Genomic DNA, 16,377 nt, shown 5'->3' with positions numbered 1-16,377 from the left:
AATGGAAATGACTCAATATCTCGACATATTTATAGAGGAAAGCAAAGAACATCTTCAAGCTATTAATCAGCAGGTGCTTCTGCTTGAAAAATCACCTGAAGAATTATCGATCGTAAATGAAATTTTCCGATCTGCACATACACTTAAAGGAATGTCAGCAACGATGGGGTATGAAGACCTGGCAAGCTTAACACATTGCATGGAAAATGTACTTGATGCTATCCGCAATAAAAAGATCACAGTGACTACTCAAGTACTAGATGTACTTTTCACATCACTTGATCATTTGGAAGCGATGGTCGTCGAGATTTCAGAAGGCGGCAGCGGAAAGCGAGATGTTTCGAAAACTGTGCGCGAACTGGAAGCACTTGAAAAAGGTGAAGTGTCTATACCTCAACAAGAAGGTAAACCTGCTGAACGGTCTCAGTCTTTTGATCAATATGAAAAACAGATCATCTTGCAGTCAAAAGAACAAGGGTTTCACGCATACGAACTTTCTATAAGTCTTCGTAAAGACTGTATTTTAAAGGCAGCCAGAGTCTATATGGTATTTGAAGTGGTTGAGCAAATCGGTGAGATCATAAAAGCTGTTCCCTCTGTAGACATGCTTGAAGCAGAACAGTTTGAATCAGATTTCAAACTCTCGATCCTTACGAAAGAAAATGGTGAAGAATTAAAGCAGCGGATTTTGAAAGTTTCTGAGGTTGACGAAGTGGTTGTTTCAGAGATTAATACAGAAATGCTTAACGACTCCGTACATACTGAAAGCGAACTTACATCAGAAAAAATAATAACAGCAGAAACAAAAAAAGAAGACACTTCAGCAAGCAGTAATGCCGGTTCAGCATCCGGAAAGACAATAAGGGTTAATATTGAAAGACTTGATCAACTAATGAACCTCTTCGAAGAGTTAGTGATCGACCGCGGACGCCTTGAAGAAATTTCTAAAATGCTGAAAAGTACAGAGCTTAATGAAACGGTAGAACGGATGTCCCGTGTTTCAGGTGACTTGCAAAATATTATTCTTACAATGCGCATGGTGCCAGTTGAACAAGTATTTAATCGTTTTCCACGCATGGTTCGCGGACTTGCAAAAGACTTAGGTAAAAATGTGAACCTTGAGATTGTTGGCGCAGAAACCGAATTGGACCGTACTGTGATTGATGAGATCGGTGATCCTCTCGTACATTTACTGAGAAATTCTATAGACCATGGCATTGAGAAGCCATCGGTTCGAAATGCGTCAGGAAAAAATGAGACAGGAACGATCTATTTAAGAGCTTATCACAGCGGTAACCACGTCTTCATTGAGATTGAAGATGATGGAGCAGGTATAAACCGCCAAAAAGTATTAGAAAAGGCGTTAGAAAACGGTATCATCACAAAAGAGATGTCTGAAAATTTGAGCGATAAACAGTGTTTTGAATTATTGTTCGCTTCAGGTTTCTCTACAGCAGAAGTGATTTCTGACATCTCAGGTCGGGGAGTAGGATTGGATGTTGTAAAGAACAAGATTGAGTCATTAGGCGGTTCGATCTCTGTAGATTCAACAGCAGGGTTTGGAACAATTTTTTCTATTCAGCTTCCACTAACACTATCGATCATGTCGGTCATGCTTGTTGAAGTTCAAAAAGAAAAATATGCGATTCCACTTTCTTCTATTATTGAGACTGCAATTATTAAAAAGGAAGAGATATTATCTGCACATAACCAAAAGGTAATGGATTTCCGAGGAAGAGTTGTTCCTTTAGTATTTATGAAAGAAATATTCGAAGTGCCTTCTGCTATGGAAGCAAGTGAATATGTTCCTGTAGTCGTTGTGAGAAAAGGAGATAAAATGGCAGCTCTAGTTGTTGATTCGTTCATTGGGCAGCAAGAGATCGTTCTTAAATCACTGGGGCAATACCTGTCATCTGTTTTCGCTATCTCTGGTGCAACGATATTGGGTGATGGACAAGTAGCATTAATTCTAGATTGCAATGCACTAATCAAATAAATAGGTGGGTGTCCAAATATGTTAAACGAGCAAAAAGTAATCATATTTCAATTAAAAGATGAAGAGTATGCTGTACCTGTTCAAGAAGTAAAGTCCATTGAAAGAATGCAGCATATTACAAGGATTCCAAGGACAGTTCCTTTTGTAAAAGGTGTCATCAATTTACGAGGTGTAGTGACCCCTATCATTGATCTGCGTTCACGCTTCGACATAGAGGAGACCGATTATACAGACAGCACACGTATCATCATCGTATCAGTAGGTACTATTGAAGCTGGACTTATCGTAGACTCAGCAAACGATGTTATTGATCTTGAGGCAGATTCAATAGAACCTCCTCCCGAAGTTGTAGGAGGGGTAGATGCTGAATATATAAAAGGAGTCGCAAAGATAGAGAAACGTCTTCTTATCTTATTGAACCTTACTAAAGTATTAAATCCCGAAAAGCTTGCTGTGCTTCAACCATTAGAAAGCGGAAAGTAATATGGATTTTACAAAGATCAATCATATTCATCTAGATATCCTGCGGGAGATCGGCAATATTGGAGCCGGTCATGCAGCAACAGCCTTGTCTACGATGCTGAATAAAGCTGTTGATATGAAAGTGCCATCTGTAAATGTAATTTCTTTTGACGAAATTACGGAAATGGTTGGCGGTTCCGAAAATATTGTAGCATCTGTTTTTTTAAGGATTGTTGGAGATGCACCAGGTTGCATGTTCTTCATGCTTCCAATTGAACAAGCAGAAAAACTCTTAGGAGACTTGTTGGGAGGAGAGGCAGTCCAGCTTACTGAAGGCGTACACTCAGAAATGACAATATCCGCTCTTCAGGAAGTAGGGAATATCCTGTCAGGGTCATACCTAACATCATTCTCTGATTTTACTGGGCTTAATCTTCAGCCATCTGTTCCAGCAACGAGCATAGACATGGCAGGGGCAATCCTTAGTTTTGGACTTTTAGAAATATCTGCCGTAAGTGATTTTGCAATTGTAATTGATACCGCTTTTACAGATATAAAAAAATTGGATGAAGTAAAAGGACACTTTTTCTTATTGCCAGATCCTGAGTCATTCGCAAAAATTTTTAATGCACTGGGAGTTCCGATGGATGAGTGAAATTATAAAAGTTGGGATAGCGGATATCAACCTCGTATCCCCTCCCGACACGATAAGAACAACAGGTCTTGGTTCTTGCGTAGGAGTTATTTTATACGATGAAGGCAAAAAAATAGCCGGAATGGCACATGTGATGCTGCCTGAATCTGCTCTGATCAAATCAAATACAACTAATTTAGGAAAATTCGCGGATACCGCTGTAAACGCTCTATATGACATGCTTATAAAAAAAGGCGCTTCTGCAAAAAGCATTAAAGCGAAAATAGCGGGAGGAGCCCAGATGTTTCAATTTTCTTCCGGAAGCGAAATGATGAGGATCGGTCCAAGAAACGTTGAAAGTGTAAAACTTCATCTGAACCAATTTGGTATCCCGCTTATTTCGAGTGATGTCGGGGGAAACAGCGGGAGAACAATTGAATTCGATCCGCTAAATTCGCAATTGACCATTAAAACAGTAAACAAAGGCACAAAAATTATTTGAACCGAGACAATCGGTAATAAAACGAGGAGGATTACCATGACGGAGCCATCTTTAGTAGAAGAACAAACTTGCTGGGAAAAGTGGAATACTAGCCGTGATCGAGAAGCAGGTGACGAATTGCTTCGTGCATATTTGCCTCTTGTTAACTATCATGTTCAAAGAATATCGGTTGGACTGCCAAAAAGCGTAAATAAAGATGAACTCCGGTCCCTCGGGATGCTCGGCTTGTATGATGCTTTAAAGAAATTTGAGCCAGAGCGCGATTTGAAATTCGATACTTATGCTTCTTTTCGAATCCGAGGAGCAATCTTAGATGGTCTTCGAAGAGAAGATTGGCTGCCCCGCAGTCTTCGCGAAAAAACAAAAAAAGTAGAAGCTGCCATAGAAAAGCTTGAACAAGAGAACCTGCGTTCTGTAAGTGCGAAAGAGGTTGCTGAGGAACTCGGTCTTTCAGAAAATGATGTAACTACTGTAATGTCCGAAAGCTTTATGGCTAATGTGTTATCGATAGATGAAGAGAATAAAGAAACTGAAAGCCGTGAGAAGGTAAGCTATACAATTGAAGATAAAAAAGCAATAACGCCTGAAAACAGTTTGCTTCAGGAAGAACTTCACGGCGAACTTGCTCTCGTTATTAAAGAACTATCTGAAAAAGAACAGCTTGTTGTAAGTTTGTTTTATTTTGAGGAATTAACGCTGACCGAGATTGGACAAGTACTCGGTTTATCTACATCAAGAATTTCTCAAATTCATTCTAAAGCACTTTTTAGAATCAGGCAGGTTCTTCAACGATACATGTAAGGGGTTAGATGAATGGATCAGTGGTTCAATATAAAACTATTAGAAAAAGAAACGATAGCTATTCTAGTCAAAAAGAGCGACGTTGAAATTAATCCTGAAGAAGTAACCTTTGATCGTCTAACCACCTGGATTCATTCTAAAGGAATTAAGTATGGCTTACAAAGTGATGTAATTCGTAAAGTTGCGGTAAATAATGATACCAATCACTCTCAGATCGAAATAGCTAAAGGGAGACTGCCTGTTCATGGTGAACCTGCAAAATTAATACCTGCTGCAGATGCGGATATAATCAAAAATAATTCCGAAAATGAGAAGGTTGATTTCAAGCGTCTTTTCATTATCCCGACTGTATCATTCGGACAGCTTATAGCGCGAAAACGTGAAGCTACTGAAGGAACACCTGGTATTACCGTCTTTGGTGAACCGATCCCAGCCAAAAGAGGGAAAGACTTAAGAGTTAAAAATGGAGAGAACACCGTATTTAATGAAGAGAATTTAGGTATTTATGCAGCAGCCAGTGGAGAAGTAAGTTATCGATCAAACTGTGTAAATGTTTATCCTGTTTATAGAGTAGACGGAGATCTGTCGTTAAAAACAGGTCACATTGATTTTGTTGGGAATGTCCATGTTACAGGGGATGTCCCTTCTGGTTTTAAAATTAATGCACAAGGTGATGTGAGGATAGAAGGATTAGTCGAAGCTGCAGAGATCGTAGCTGCCGGCAATATTGTAGTAGGTGGAGGAGTTCTTGGTCAAGGTAAAGGGTCTATAAGGTGCAGAGGGAATTTTACTAGTCTGTATATTAACCAAGGTAATATAATGGCTGGTGAAAATATCGAAGTGGCCCAATCTATTCTGCACAGTAACTGTGAGGCAGGCAAAAACATCGTTTGCATAAGCGGAAAAGGAAATATAGCAGGCGGCACATGTACTGCTGAAAACATGATAACTGCTAATGAAATAGGAAATGAGACGTATTCAAAAACGTTGATATATATGAAACAAAATGAAAAGCAACCTAATCAATCATTTGCTGGTGATGAAAAAATTAAAGAATTGCAGTTGAATCTAGAAAAACTGCAGCAGCTAAAAGATGCTTTGGTCAGACAGGCGGGTAATAGCAATAGATTAGATCAGGGAACGGTCAGCAAAATAGACAATACGATCAATCAGACTGCTGCTAAATTATCAGAACTATATATGGAGAAAAATAACTTTGCTTCAAATGAGCAAAGTCACTCGTCTCATGTCATCATTAAAGGAACGTTGCATCCAAATGTAGAAATCAGTATGGGGAAATATAAACGAATCGTTCAGTCTCCTTTCCAGTCAGCAAAAGTTTATATGGAAGAGAAAGAAATAAAAATATATTCCTTATAAAGAATGGGTGTAGAATATGAGCTTGAAATTAATAGAGCTTCAAGTAGCGATTCCACGAACAATGGATGCTGGAAAAACAGCGGCTGAACTAGCACAAAAAGGCATGATTCAACAAGCACACCTTATAGACCAAGATAGAAAAAAACAAATTACTGAATCCAAAAAGGTCTCTGCAAAAGAACGGACAGACAATAGTACGCTGCATACGGGAGAAAACAATACAAGTAAATCCACCCAGCGGTCTGCTATGCATCCGTTTAAAGGACAGGAAATTGATTATTCAGGATAGGTGAAAGCTGTGACAGGTATTATAATTATTAGCTTACTTTTAAATGTTGTCTGTATATATTTTATATATTTACTTTGGAAAAAGATCGATGAGAATCATAAAAATGCTGAATCAACAGATCATATCGAAGAGCTGCTGGAGCTTTTTTCACAGGAGATGCGATACGAGAATGAGCAGCTTTACAAACTGATCTCTGACCTCAACAGCAAAAATAAGCATGATAGACAGGAAATTCATGAAAAGCCAATTAAAAAAGGAATTGAATCCATAAACAATAATACTATTAATGAAGAAAATAACGAAGAAGATGATGAAGTACATATTGAATCAAAATCAACACCTGTTACAAATAAGGTGATTATTTTAGCCAAGCAAGGTTATAATGCAGAGCAAATAGCTAAAATGATGAACAGAGGAAAAGGCGAAGTTGAGCTACTTTTAAAATTTTATTCTTAACATGCCAAAATGACTTGCGGAAATTACGCGAAATATGTTATATTATTTCTCGGTGTTAATCACACACGTTTGCGGATTTGAACAATGTGGTGCTGCTAAAAATGCAGTTATTGTTCAAAGGTGAAACAAACGGAGGAAAAAAACCTAGGAGGTGCCATTATGGCAGTAATTTCAATGAAACAATTGTTAGAAGCTGGTGTACACTTTGGTCATCAGACTCGCCGTTGGAATCCGAAAATGTCTCGTTACATTTTCACAGAAAGAAACGGTATCTACATTATCGATCTTCAAAAGACGGTAAAGAAAGTAGAAGAATGCTACAATGTTATGCGTAACATCGCAGCAGACGGCGGAAAGATTCTTTTCGTTGGTACTAAAAAACAAGCTCAAGATTCAGTGAAGGAAGAAGCTGAACGTTCTGACATGTACTACATCAACCAACGCTGGTTGGGTGGAACATTAACAAACTTCGGTACAATCCGCAAGCGTATCAACCGTTTGAAGGATCTTGAAAAAATGCAGGAAGACGGTACTTTTGATGTGCTTCCGAAGAAAGAAGTAATCCTTCTTAAAAAAGAAATGGAACGTCTTGAAAAGTTCCTAGGCGGAATTAAAGAAATGAACAAGCTTCCTGATGCATTATTCGTTGTTGACCCTCGTAAAGAGCGTATTGCGATTGCTGAAGCTCGTAAATTAAACATTCCGATCATTGCTATTGTTGATACTAACTGTGACCCGGATGAAGTTGACCACGTTATCCCTGGTAACGACGATGCTATCCGTGCAGTTAAACTTCTAACTGGAAAAATGGCTGATGCTATCATCGAAGCTAACCAAGGCGGAGAAGAAACAGCAGAAGCTGCTGAAGAAGAAACAACTGCTTAATTAATTTAATGGAATGCTCAAGGGTGGTAGAGGGGATGACCCTTTATCACCCTTTTTAATGTAAAAGCTCGTTGCTTACGGACTTTATATTCTCTTCTTTGACAAGTTGATTGGAGTGCAAGGTGCGAGACTCCTGCGGGATCAGCGGGACAGGAGAGACTCCTAATGGTGCAAAGCACCAAGGAGGCTCTCCGCACGCCCCGCGGAAAGCGAGCATCCTAAAACGGGAATCAACTACTTTAAAAGCAACTTGTTAAAACAGCCTAATTAAAAAAGTACTACATATCACACAAGGAGGCAAAACACATGGCTATTACAGCTCAAATGGTTAAAGAATTGCGTGAGAAGACTGGCGCAGGTATGATGGATTGTAAAAAAGCACTAACTGAAACAGACGGAAACATGGAGGCAGCAGTTGACTACCTTCGTGAAAAAGGAATCGCTAAAGCAGCTAAAAAAGCTGACCGTATTGCAGCAGAAGGTTTAACTTCTGTTATCGTTGATGGTGACAAAGCGATTATTCTAGAAGTAAACTCTGAAACAGATTTCGTTGCTAAAAACGAAAACTTCAAGAGTCTTATCTCTGAATTAGGAAACCACTTACTAGCTACAGAACCAGCTTCTGTTGAAGATGCATTAGCTTCTGATTACAACGGCACTACAGTTAATGACTATATTAACAGTGCAATCGCTAAGATTGGTGAGAAGATCACGCTTCGCCGTTTTGAAATCTTGAAAAAAGGTGAAAACGCAGCGTTTGGTGCATACTTGCACATGGGTGGAAGAATCGGTGTTCTTTCTGTAGTTGAAGGAACAACTGACGAAGAAGTTGCTAAAGATGTAGCAATGCACGTAGCAGCTGTAAACCCTAAGTATATCTCTCGTGATGAAGTTAGTGAAGAAGAAGTTTCTCGCGAGCGCAAAGTGTTGACTGAGCAAGCTCTTAACGAAGGCAAGCCTGAAAACATCGTTGCTAAAATGGTTGAAGGACGTCTTGGAAAGTACTTCGAAGATATCTGCTTAAACGATCAATCTTTCATTAAAGATCCAGACCAAAAAGTAGGTAAATATGTAGCTTCCAAAGGTGCTACTGTTAAAGCCTTCGTTCGTTTTGAAGTTGGAGAAGGTCTTGAAAAGCGTGAAGACAACTTCGCTGAAGAAGTAATGTCTCAAGTGAAAAAGTAAGCACAATGATTTAAAAAAGGGGAGCACGTTGTGTTCCTCTTTTTTTACAGAAATAACCTTGGATAATTAAGGTTTCATCTTACTAAAAAGATGGTTGCTATTAATCATTTTTAATCGACTTCATAGATTGGTTGATTGAAGTGTAAGGTACGAGACTCCTGCGGGACGAGCAGTCAGGTGAGACACTTAAAGGCGCGAAGCGGCAAGTGGCTCACCGCATGCCCCGCGGAAAGCGAGTACCTGAAACGGAAATCAACCACTTTCAAAAGCAGCGAAGAGTACGAAAATTACAGCCTTAATTAAATACATTTTTTTAGGTGATGGAGGGACAAATGACTACTTCAAAATATAAACGAGTCGTCTTGAAACTTAGCGGAGAAGCGCTAGCTGGTGAACAAACATCTGGAATCGATCCAAAGATTGTTCAATCCATAGCTGAGCAAGTGAAAGAAATTGTAGAATTAGATGTAGAAGTTGCTGTAGTTGTAGGTGGTGGAAACCTATGGCGCGGAAAAACAGGCAGCGAGATGGGTATGGACCGTGCATCTGCAGATTACATGGGCATGCTTGCTACTGTGATGAATTCATTGGCTCTTCAAGACAGTCTTGAAAATATCGGGGTTCAAACAAGAGTACAGACATCAATTGAAATGCGACAGGTTGCAGAACCTTATATCAGAAGAAAAGCCATTCGTCACCTTGAAAAAAAGCGTGTAGTTATTTTTGCAGCAGGAACAGGGAATCCTTATTTCTCTACAGATACTACTGCAGCACTTAGAGCGGCTGAGATCGAAGCAGAAGTTATTTTGATGGCTAAGAATAATGTTGATGGTGTTTATTCAGCTGATCCAAAACTGGATGAAAACGCGGTAAAATATACAACGTTATCATATCTAGATCTGTTAAAAGACGGTTTAGCTGTAATGGATACAACAGCTTCGTCTTTATGTATGGATAATGATATTCCTTTAGTTGTCTTCTCGATCATGGAAGAAGGAAACATTAAGCGTGCTGTCGCGGGCGAAAAAATTGGAACAGTTATAAGGGGGAAAAACTAGATGGCTAAAGAAGTTTTAACTCAAGCTGAAGAAAAGATGCAAAAAGCAATCGGAGCATTAAGACGTGAATACTCTACTCTTCGTGCAGGAAGAGCAAATCCTTCATTATTAGACAGAGTTCAAGTTGATTATTATGGTACACCGACTCCAATTAATCAATTAGCAGGTGTAACGACTCCGGAAGCAAGACTATTAGTGATCCAGCCTTATGATAAAACGGCCATGGGTGATATCGAAAAGGCGATCTTAAAGTCTGATCTTGGTCTTACTCCATCAAATGACGGTCAAGTGATCCGTATTGCTATTCCGGCCCTTACGGAAGAAAGAAGAAAAGAACTAGTTAAATTAGTTAAGAAATTTGCAGAAGAAGCAAAAGTTGCACTTCGCAACATTCGCCGTGATGCAAACGATGACTTAAAGAAACTTGAAAAAGAAGCAGAGATCACAGAAGATGAACTTCGCCGCTACAACGATGATGTTCAAAAGCTTACTGATAAGTATACAGCTGAGGTTGACTCTGTAAGTTCAAATAAAGAAAAAGAAATCATGGAAGTATAAAGCTTTTCCATGTACAATTAAATAAAAAAAGCCCTCTATAAAGGGGGCTTTTTTATTAGACTATATCAACGCGCAGGCAGGAAAAAGGAAATCCTGTCGAATTGTTGATTTCAGCATTATAGAGATCCTGACCGGGCTGATTATATTCATCTAATAGCCGATGGTTTCTTTAAGTAGTCTGAAAAGATGGAGGCTTATACATGCTTGACAAGCTTTTCTTTAGAAAAAAAAGTCATGAAAAGAAATGGGATCTTGACGATAATATTCCATCACATGTTGCAATAATTATGGATGGAAATGGCCGCTGGGCTAGAAAAAGAGCTTTGCCGCGAATCGCTGGCCATCATGAAGGCATGAAAACCGTCAGGAAGATTGTAAAAGAAGCGAATAGAATCGGAATTAAAGTTCTTACTCTATATGCTTTTTCAACTGAAAACTGGAAAAGACCTCGTGAGGAAGTTGATTTCCTTATGAAGCTTCCTGGTGAATTTCTGAACACGTTTTTGCCAGATTTGATTAAAGAGAATGTACAAGTGAGAATAATGGGTAAAAAGGAATTGCTGCCCATACATACTGTTAAGGCAGTCGATCAAGCGATCAGCCAAACCGAAAGTAATACAGGGTTGATTCTGAACTTTGCGTTGAATTATGGGAGCAGAGATGAAATCACCGCTGCCGTCAAAGCAATTGGGACGGAAATTAAAAATGGAACACTCGATCCCTCTCAAATAAATGAAACTACTATTGAAAATCATCTAATGACGTATGGGCTGAGTGATCCAGACCTACTAATCCGTACGAGTGGTGAAGTGCGATTAAGCAATTTTATGCTTTGGCAGCTGGCTTATTCAGAATTCTGGTTTACTGAAGTTTATTGGCCTGATTTTTCAGAGGATCATTTACGAGAAGCTGTATCACAGTTTGCCCAGCGAGGCAGAAGATTTGGCGGGGTTTGATTAAGGAGGACTTATGAAACAACGAATTATTACAGGTGTAATCGCAGCCGTTTTATTTATAGGGATTACCCTTTACGGCAGCTGGCCATTCTCATTATTAATCCTTTTACTTGCAGGAATCGGCATGTACGAGCTGCTGCGGATGAATAGAATGGAACGGACATTTATTGGGCTGATCGGCTACTTATTGGCGATCGTAATTGCTTTACCCGAACAATGGTTGAAAGCGATTGAGCCATTTTCTAAAACAGATGCAATTATACTTGCAGTGCTTTTATTATTAGTTGTAACGGTCATCCATAAAAACAAAACGGAATATAATCATATTTCATTCGTTTTGTTTAGTGCCCTTTATGTAGGTTTTGGTTTTTTCTATTTAGTTGAAACTAGAATATTAGAGAATGGTGTCCAATTGTTGTTCTTAGTTCTATTTATGATTTGGGCAACTGATTCTGGCGCTTATTTCGTAGGCAAATCTATTGGGAAACGAAAACTGTGGCCTATCATTTCACCAAATAAGACGATAGAAGGAGCGGTAGGCGGCATATTCTTCAGTATTTTAGTAGCAGTAATCTGTTATGCTGTAAGTTTTGTTGAACTATCCCTTTTATCAATACTAATCATTTCTGTGTTAGTCGGAGTCTTTGGTCAGATTGGAGACTTGGCTGAATCTGCGTTTAAAAGGATTTATGATGTGAAAGATTCAGGCAGCCTTCTGCCTGGCCATGGGGGAATCTTGGACAGACTGGACAGTGCATTGTTTGTATTCCCTTTGCTGCACGTACTCCACTTGTTAGGATAACATTAAGGGGGATCATATGAAGTTTGTAAGTTTATTAGGTGCAACAGGGTCAATCGGTAAACAGACTCTCGAAGTCATTGCATCCCATCCAGAACAATTTCGATTAAGTTCGATGTCAGTCGGGAAAAATATTGAGGCAGCTGAAGAGATCATTCGAAAGTTCAAACCTGAGATCTGTGCCGTACAGAACGAATCTGATGCACAGAGACTTAAGGAACGGGTAGACAGTTCTACGAAGATTGTTTCTGGGATGGAAGGACTTATAGAAGCGGCGGTTTCTACTGAATCAACTGTAGTCGTTAACTCTGTTATAGGAAGTGTCGGCTTATTGCCCACATTAAAAGCTATAGAAGCCAATAAGACGATTGCATTGGCTAATAAAGAGACTCTCGTTACCGCTGGCCACCTTGTGATGGAAAAAGCTAAAAAGCATAACGTTGCCATTTTGCCTGTAGATTCAGAGCACTCTGCTATATACCAATGTCTGAACGGCGAAGATATAAATCATGTGGAGAAATTGATTCTAACGGCATCTGGCGGAAGTTTTAGAGATAAAACACGTGATGAGCTGAAAAACGTTACCGTTAAAGAAGCTTTAAATCATCCAAACTGGTCGATGGGAGCTAAAATTACAATAGATTCAGCGACAATGATGAACAAAGGGCTAGAAGTTATTGAAGCTCATTGGCTATTTTCATTCGATTATTCAAAAATAGACGTCATTTTACATAAGGAGAGTATCATACACTCTATGGTAGAGTTTGTTGATACAAGCGTAATTGCACATCTAGGACAACCTGATATGCGCGTGCCCATACAGTATGCTCTAACACACCCTGAAAGACTTGAATTAGTAAATGGGAAAAGGTTAAACTTATGGGAAGCCGGCAAACTCCATTTTCAGAAGATGGATTATGACCGTTTCAGATGTTTGAAGTTAGCATTTGAAGCAGGAAAGATAGGCGGCTTAATGCCAACTGTATTAAATGCTGCAAATGAAAAAGCAGTGGAATTATTTTTAGATGGGAAAATATCTTTCCTTGAAATCGAGGAAATGATAGAACGTGCTATGCTGCAGGCTGAAAATATAAACAAGCCTGAATTGGATTCTATACAAGAAACGGATAAAAGGACTCGGAATTTTGTAGAGTCACTACTAAACAAAGGCAGGTAATGGAAATGAACACTGTGATAGCCATTATCATCATTTTAGGGGCTTTGATATTCTTTCATGAACTAGGACATCTTTTGCTGGCAAAACGCGCTGGTATTTTGTGCCGGGAATTTGCAATAGGATTTGGCCCGAAAGTGTTTGCCTTTAAAAAAGGGGAAACCGTCTATACGATTCGTCTATTGCCTCTTGGAGGATTTGTACGAATGGCAGGCGAAGACCCTGAAGGCATCGAATTAAAGGCAGGTCACAGAGTTGGTTTAATTTTTAACAATGCAAATGAAGTAGAAAAGATTATTGTTAATCACCGTGAAAAATATCCGGTACAAAAGACCATTACGATCGAAAAAGCAGATTTAGAGCGTGAGTTATTCTTAACCGGTTTTGAGAACGAAGAGTCAGGACCAGCTACTTACAAGGTTAAAGAAGATGCTCTATTTGTAGCAGATCACCAAGAAATGCAGATTGCTCCTTATAATCGTCAATTTGGTTCTAAAACAATTATGCAAAGAACGCTTGCGATCTTTGCGGGTCCTGCGATGAACTTCTTACTTGCGTTCATTATCCTTGTTGCCTTTTCTTTAATGCAAGGAATTCCTACGAACGAATCAAGACTTGGAACCCTTCAGGAGGGAGCTGCAGCAGATAAATCAGGGTTAGTTGAAGGAGACAAAATTGTAGCCATCCAAGGAGAAAAAATGGATGACTGGAAAGAACTTGTTTCAGTTATTCAGCAAAACCCTGGTGAAAAATTGATGTTCACCATTAATCGTGGCGGAGAAGAAAAAGTTGTTCCGGTAACCTTAGGTTCTAGAAAGGGACCTGACAACAAGAATGAAGGCTTTATTGGAGCGCACCCATTTACTGAGTCTTCATTTGTTGGCTCACTGGAATATGGTGCGAAACAAACATGGTTTATGACTACGGCGATCTTTACAGGAATCGGACAGCTAGTTACAGGTCAGCACGGTATTGATCAGTTGTCTGGACCGCTTGGTATTTATGAGTATACGGATCAAGCCGCAAAAGCCGGTGTGTATATGCTGTTGCAATGGGCTGCTATACTAAGTATAAACTTGGGTATTTTTAATCTTCTGCCTTTGCCTGCTTTGGACGGAGGAAGACTTCTGTTCCTAGGTGTTGAAGCACTTAGAGGAAAGCCGATCGATCCTCAAAAAGAAGGGTTGGTCCATTTTATCGGATTCGCTTTCTTAATGCTGTTGATGTTAGTCGTAACATGGAATGATATACAAAAAATATTTCTGAGCTAATTTGGGATTTTTTGAGGAGTAGAGAAAATGAGACAAAGCCAGTTGTTTATGCCGACACTAAGAGAAGTGCCAGCAGATGCAGATGTAAAGAGTCATCAGCTGCTTTTGCGAGCAGGGTTTATCAGACAAAATGCAGCAGGAATCTATTCATTTCTGCCTCTGGGGAAAAAAGTGCTTCATAAAATAGAAAACATTGTACGTGAGGAAATGAACCGTGCCGGTTCACAGGAAATGATGATGCCGGCCCTTCAGCTAGCAGAACTATGGCAGGAAAGCGGCAGATGGTATAGCTACGGACCAGAACTGATGAGATTAAAAGATCGTCATGATCGTGACTTTGCACTGGGAGCTACGCATGAAGAAGTAATTACAAGCATTATTCGTGACGAGGTTAAATCATACAAAAAGCTTCCATTGAATCTTTATCAGATTCAAACTAAATTCAGAGACGAAAAGCGTCCTCGTTTCGGACTGCTTCGCGGCCGTGAGTTTATCATGAAAGATGCTTATTCTTTTCATGATAAGCAAGAAAGTCTGGATGAAACTTATGAAACAATGAAAGATGCTTATTCTGCTATTTTCAGCCGCTGCGGTTTGAACTTCCGTGCCGTATTAGCAGATTCAGGTGCTATCGGCGGGAAAGATAATCATGAGTTCATGGTTTTGTCTGAAATCGGAGAAGATTTAATCGCCTATTCTACTGAGTCGGATTTTGCTGCGAACATCGAAATGGCTCCTGTCGTATTAAAGGAAGACAGTTCATCTGAAAGTCCGTTTGATATTGAAAAAGTTGAAACACAGACTGCAAAGAATATAGAAGATGTTTCAGTATTTTTAAATGTTCCTGCTTCAAAAATCATTAAGTCCCTTCTCTACATGGCGGATGGTGAGCCTGTACTTGTCTTGGTACGAGGTGATCATGAAGTAAATGAAATCAAATTGAAAAATGAATTATTGGCTTCTGAAATAGTTATGGCAAGTGAAGAAGACGCAGTCAAGTGGCTGAACACTAAACCGGGTTCAATCGGTCCCGTATCAGTTTCAGATGTAAAGGTAATTGCTGATCAAGCTGTACCACTTATGGTTAATGCTGTAAGTGGTGCTAATGAAGAAGGCTATCACTTTGTAAATGTCAACGCAGAAAGAGACTTCAAGATCGATCAGACAGCAGACCTTCGTTTTGTAGTTGAAGGAGACCTTTCTCCAGATGGAAAAGGTAAGATCGTATTCGCAAAAGGTATCGAAGTAGGTCATGTATTCAAACTTGGAAAAGTATATAGTGAGCCTATGAAAGCATCCTACTTAGATGAAAACGGAAAAAATCAAATTATGTCAATGGGCTGCTATGGCATCGGAGTTTCCAGAACGTTAGCTGCAGTGGCAGAAGAAAATAACGATGAAAACGGCTTGATTTGGCCATTATCACTAACGCCATTCGATGTTCATTTAATTGCAGTAAACAGTAAGAATGCAGAACAGGCTGCTCTTTCTGATGAACTGTATGAACAACTGAAAAGTGAAGGATACGATTGTTTATATGATGATCGACCTGAACGGGCAGGTGTTAAATTTGCCGACAGTGATTTAATCGGTCTACCTATTCGTGTTATGGTAGGCAAGAAGGCTGCCGAAGGTATTGTTGAAATGAAAATCCGCAAAAGCGGTGAATCCTATGAAGTTCCTGTATCCGAACTTAAGAGTGTCTTAAAGCGTGAATGGGATAAACTTGTTTAATTAAATCCAGGTGCCTCTTTTATGAGGTGCCTTTCCTATTTAAAAATGAAGGCTGTTTTTGTAAACTTTGTTGGTCTTAGAAAGTGTTGATTTCCGCTCCAGGTACTCGCTTTCCGGGGGGCGTGCGGTGAGCCTCCTCGGCGCTTTGCGCCGTTAGGAGTCTCACCTGTCCCACTGATCCCCCAGGAGTCTCGCACCTTACGCTCCAATCAACTTGTCAATGAAGCAGCTAAAGAC

Annotated in this window: 17 protein-coding genes; all 17 read left to right on the top strand. The window is 39.6% G+C overall.

The window, feature by feature from the left end:
• Position 1: 1 nt before the first annotated feature.
• The 17 genes from EV282_RS09890 to EV282_RS09810 all read left to right on the top strand — a co-directional run bounded on the left by EV282_RS09890 (position 2) and on the right by EV282_RS09810 (position 16,140).
• On the top strand, positions 2–1,996 hold the full coding sequence (locus EV282_RS09890; protein ID WP_130295670.1) for a chemotaxis protein CheA: 1,995 nt from the start codon (positions 2–4) through the stop codon (positions 1,994–1,996).
• 18 nt (positions 1,997–2,014) lie between these two features.
• Positions 2,015–2,479, top strand: coding sequence for a chemotaxis protein CheW (locus tag EV282_RS09885; RefSeq protein WP_130295669.1), 465 nt, complete (start codon positions 2,015–2,017; stop codon positions 2,477–2,479).
• 1 nt (position 2,480) lies between these two features.
• The gene (locus EV282_RS09880) at positions 2,481–3,113 is read left to right on the top strand and encodes a chemotaxis protein CheC (protein ID WP_130295668.1); all 633 of its coding nucleotides are present in this window, start codon (positions 2,481–2,483) and stop codon (positions 3,111–3,113) included.
• Entirely contained in the window at positions 3,106–3,594 is a 489-nt protein-coding gene (locus tag EV282_RS09875) for a chemotaxis protein CheD (protein ID WP_130295667.1), read from the top strand. The genes EV282_RS09880 and EV282_RS09875 overlap by 8 nt, the downstream gene beginning before the upstream one ends.
• A gap of 36 nt (positions 3,595–3,630) precedes the next feature.
• Positions 3,631–4,395, top strand: coding sequence for a FliA/WhiG family RNA polymerase sigma factor (locus EV282_RS09870; protein WP_130295666.1), 765 nt, complete (start codon positions 3,631–3,633; stop codon positions 4,393–4,395).
• A gap of 12 nt (positions 4,396–4,407) precedes the next feature.
• Positions 4,408–5,775: a DUF342 domain-containing protein gene (locus EV282_RS09865; RefSeq protein WP_130295665.1), complete on the top strand. Its 1,368-nt coding sequence runs from the start codon at positions 4,408–4,410 to the stop codon at positions 5,773–5,775.
• A gap of 16 nt (positions 5,776–5,791) precedes the next feature.
• Positions 5,792–6,064 (top strand): hypothetical protein, encoded by a 273-nt coding sequence (locus EV282_RS09860; protein WP_130295664.1) that lies wholly within the window; start codon positions 5,792–5,794, stop codon positions 6,062–6,064.
• 9 nt (positions 6,065–6,073) lie between these two features.
• Complete coding sequence (locus EV282_RS09855) at positions 6,074–6,520, top strand: DUF6115 domain-containing protein (RefSeq protein WP_130295663.1); 447 nt, start codon at positions 6,074–6,076, stop codon at positions 6,518–6,520.
• A 159-nt stretch (positions 6,521–6,679) separates the two neighbouring features.
• On the top strand, positions 6,680–7,405 hold the full coding sequence (rpsB, locus tag EV282_RS09850) for a 30S ribosomal protein S2 (protein WP_066294767.1): 726 nt from the start codon (positions 6,680–6,682) through the stop codon (positions 7,403–7,405).
• Positions 7,406–7,711: 306 nt separating this feature from the next.
• Positions 7,712–8,590 carry a translation elongation factor Ts gene (gene tsf / locus EV282_RS09845; RefSeq protein WP_130295662.1) on the top strand — a complete coding sequence of 293 codons (879 nt, stop codon included), beginning with the start codon at positions 7,712–7,714 and terminating at the stop codon, positions 8,588–8,590.
• A gap of 332 nt (positions 8,591–8,922) precedes the next feature.
• The gene (gene pyrH / locus EV282_RS09840) at positions 8,923–9,648 is read left to right on the top strand and encodes a UMP kinase (protein WP_066240860.1); all 726 of its coding nucleotides are present in this window, start codon (positions 8,923–8,925) and stop codon (positions 9,646–9,648) included.
• A complete protein-coding gene (gene frr / locus EV282_RS09835; RefSeq protein ID WP_077361240.1) occupies positions 9,649–10,206 on the top strand; it encodes a ribosome recycling factor in 558 nt (185 codons plus the stop codon).
• Between the two features lie 200 nt (positions 10,207–10,406).
• Entirely contained in the window at positions 10,407–11,162 is a 756-nt protein-coding gene (locus tag EV282_RS09830; protein WP_130295661.1) for an isoprenyl transferase, read from the top strand.
• Positions 11,163–11,175: 13 nt separating this feature from the next.
• Positions 11,176–11,964 (top strand): phosphatidate cytidylyltransferase, encoded by a 789-nt coding sequence (locus EV282_RS09825; RefSeq protein WP_130295660.1) that lies wholly within the window; start codon positions 11,176–11,178, stop codon positions 11,962–11,964.
• A 16-nt stretch (positions 11,965–11,980) separates the two neighbouring features.
• On the top strand, positions 11,981–13,138 hold the full coding sequence (dxr, locus tag EV282_RS09820; protein ID WP_130295659.1) for a 1-deoxy-D-xylulose-5-phosphate reductoisomerase: 1,158 nt from the start codon (positions 11,981–11,983) through the stop codon (positions 13,136–13,138).
• Positions 13,139–13,143: 5 nt separating this feature from the next.
• Positions 13,144–14,406, top strand: coding sequence for an RIP metalloprotease RseP (gene rseP / locus EV282_RS09815; RefSeq protein ID WP_130295658.1), 1,263 nt, complete (start codon positions 13,144–13,146; stop codon positions 14,404–14,406).
• A 27-nt stretch (positions 14,407–14,433) separates the two neighbouring features.
• Entirely contained in the window at positions 14,434–16,140 is a 1,707-nt protein-coding gene (locus tag EV282_RS09810; protein ID WP_130295657.1) for a proline--tRNA ligase, read from the top strand.
• The last annotated feature ends 237 nt before the right edge of the window (positions 16,141–16,377 follow it).

It is taken from the genome of Fictibacillus sp. BK138 (assembly GCF_004216955.1).
In the GTDB taxonomy this organism is placed as follows: domain Bacteria; phylum Bacillota; class Bacilli; order Bacillales; family Fictibacillaceae; genus Fictibacillus.
The sequence above is the reverse complement of the archived record's forward strand: the minus strand, read 5'-3'. Positions and strand labels throughout refer to the sequence as shown.

Excerpts from the sequence above, each read along its gene's own strand:
- EV282_RS09890 (WP_130295670.1), top strand. The coding sequence starts at position 2 with ATGGAAATGACTCAATATCTCGACATATTTATAGAGGAAAGCAAAGAA.
- EV282_RS09885 (WP_130295669.1), top strand. The coding sequence starts at position 2,015 with ATGTTAAACGAGCAAAAAGTAATCATATTTCAATTAAAAGATGAAGAG.
- EV282_RS09880 (WP_130295668.1), top strand. The coding sequence starts at position 2,481 with ATGGATTTTACAAAGATCAATCATATTCATCTAGATATCCTGCGGGAG.
- EV282_RS09875 (WP_130295667.1), top strand. The coding sequence starts at position 3,106 with ATGAGTGAAATTATAAAAGTTGGGATAGCGGATATCAACCTCGTATCC.
- EV282_RS09870 (WP_130295666.1), top strand. The coding sequence starts at position 3,631 with ATGACGGAGCCATCTTTAGTAGAAGAACAAACTTGCTGGGAAAAGTGG.
- EV282_RS09865 (WP_130295665.1), top strand. The coding sequence starts at position 4,408 with ATGGATCAGTGGTTCAATATAAAACTATTAGAAAAAGAAACGATAGCT.
- EV282_RS09860 (WP_130295664.1), top strand. The coding sequence starts at position 5,792 with ATGAGCTTGAAATTAATAGAGCTTCAAGTAGCGATTCCACGAACAATG.
- rpsB (WP_066294767.1), top strand. The coding sequence starts at position 6,680 with ATGGCAGTAATTTCAATGAAACAATTGTTAGAAGCTGGTGTACACTTT.
- tsf (WP_130295662.1), top strand. The coding sequence starts at position 7,712 with ATGGCTATTACAGCTCAAATGGTTAAAGAATTGCGTGAGAAGACTGGC.
- pyrH (WP_066240860.1), top strand. The coding sequence starts at position 8,923 with ATGACTACTTCAAAATATAAACGAGTCGTCTTGAAACTTAGCGGAGAA.
- frr (WP_077361240.1), top strand. The coding sequence starts at position 9,649 with ATGGCTAAAGAAGTTTTAACTCAAGCTGAAGAAAAGATGCAAAAAGCA.
- EV282_RS09830 (WP_130295661.1), top strand. The coding sequence starts at position 10,407 with ATGCTTGACAAGCTTTTCTTTAGAAAAAAAAGTCATGAAAAGAAATGG.
- EV282_RS09825 (WP_130295660.1), top strand. The coding sequence starts at position 11,176 with ATGAAACAACGAATTATTACAGGTGTAATCGCAGCCGTTTTATTTATA.
- dxr (WP_130295659.1), top strand. The coding sequence starts at position 11,981 with ATGAAGTTTGTAAGTTTATTAGGTGCAACAGGGTCAATCGGTAAACAG.
- rseP (WP_130295658.1), top strand. The coding sequence starts at position 13,144 with ATGAACACTGTGATAGCCATTATCATCATTTTAGGGGCTTTGATATTC.
- EV282_RS09810 (WP_130295657.1), top strand. The coding sequence starts at position 14,434 with ATGAGACAAAGCCAGTTGTTTATGCCGACACTAAGAGAAGTGCCAGCA.